Below are 1619 nucleotides of genomic sequence, written 5' to 3' on the forward strand. Positions count from 1 at the left end.
TATCCGCAGCGTCGAACTCGCAAACCACCCGGTCCACCGACAATCAAGCCACCTTCAGCTGACCTGAACCTCCTCGCCCAAAAAATCACACCCCTAACACTGACTTCATACGGTTAACGGCGTTGGGAGACACTCTAAGAGCCTCAGCCGAAGTGTTGAAGCCATCCTGGAAATCGTCTTCGGGAAGCAGGTTTTTCAAGGGGACATCGACACCGAGCAGGTCATGGACAGTGTTCTCGTATTCCAGCCGATTCAGACGTCTAGTCAGAGAGCCTCCCTTTCCGTGCCGATTCGAGGATTCATCGGCGAGCGCGCGTTTAGTCCATTCGATGACTGACGCCACATCTTTCGTTGGCGGTCGCTCTTGCATTGGCGGAGGCATCGTTCCAGCTTCAAGTTTTCGGAGAATCTTGGACCATGTCTTAGCCGAATCATGTGTGACGGATTTGGTTGACAGCTGATCGATTTGGAAGTTCCCCTCTTGAGAAACATCATCGTGACAATCGAAACAATGACCCTTGAAAAGCCGACCGACTTCCTCCGATGCGGACACCCGCGTCACCGAAACAACCAAGAGAATTACAGCCAGTTGCACGGGGATTATTAATTGAGTCATGCTCATGATTAATGCCAGCTTACCATTTCGTCCTAGTCTGCGGGCATAGTCAGTGTGTTACATGCTTCATCAAATTGTTGTTTCCAATCGACGCTTCGCTGCTTTGCGTTGATGGGCTTCTACCAGAGTATCGTCTCATGATCCAACCCGCCGATTAGACGACATGGCTTGTTGTTTCAATTGTACAATCCGCAGTACTGTTTTCCATAGCAACTGATGAGGAATCAACACTTCCGCCATCTGGAAAAGTCACATAAGGGGAACCCCGTACACGTTTTTGGAAAATCAAATGCAGCAAGAAAGTGGCCAGATGGTAGGCCAACGCGAACAGCTACTGTCGCACCTGCGGATACTTGGAGCAGTCGGTTCCGAGACCGAACTCGATCGTGAACCTGCTCACTACCTAAAGAGGCCACTTCTGAATCAATCACGGTTACGCCAATCACGACGCGTTCGACGAAGGGATAGACGCTTGGCGGCACGCCATGCTCAACGTGGAGTTGGCTACGTTCCGTTTGTGCTGCAGCACGCTATCGATCACGCGAATTCAAACGATAATGTGTGTAAGACGAAGGGAAATAGCAATGCAAAAAGCGAACGTCACGATGGTATACGAACTAGGCTCAAAATGCCGAAAGCGGTTGGTAAGATTTCAGAGGACAACCATCGAATTCAGAATTTGATCCAAGGAGAAGTCACTAATAACTTTAGAGCCCCGCAAAATTCAATTGGAATTCGTCTACTACTCGACTGTCTTCGGACACAACATTTGGAGCGAACTCGGTTTTGTTCAGCAGAGGGTGTAGCAAAGTGTAGTTAAACGGCCTCAATTTCGCTGAATTGGGACTAAGAGGCTATCCGGAAACTGAGGTTTTGTGAAAGTCTGGTTTTGTTCACACTTTGCGGTTCATCAACGCAAAGGAGTGCACGGTGTCCGAGGCGATTCGAAAAGCGTACCCAAGTGACCTGACTGACCTTCAGTGGGAGATGATCGAAATGATTC

1 protein-coding gene is annotated in these 1619 nt (G+C 49.3%); it reads right to left on the reverse strand.

Annotated elements, in window-relative coordinates; translation table 11 throughout:
* Nucleotides 1-85: 85 nt before the first annotated feature.
* Entirely contained in the window at nt 86-622 is a 537-nt protein-coding gene (locus tag KOR42_RS28090; protein ID WP_146512743.1) for a DUF1587 domain-containing protein, read from the reverse strand.
* Between the last annotated feature and the right edge of the window lie 997 nt (nt 623-1619).

The sequence above is a fragment of the Thalassoglobus neptunius genome (assembly GCF_007859735.1).
In the GTDB taxonomy this organism is placed as follows: Bacteria; Planctomycetota; Planctomycetia; order Planctomycetales; family Planctomycetaceae; genus Thalassoglobus; species Thalassoglobus neptunius.

Excerpts from the sequence above, each read along its gene's own strand:
- KOR42_RS28090 (WP_146512743.1), bottom strand. The coding sequence starts at position 622 with ATGAGCATGACTCAATTAATAATCCCCGTGCAACTGGCTGTAATTCTC.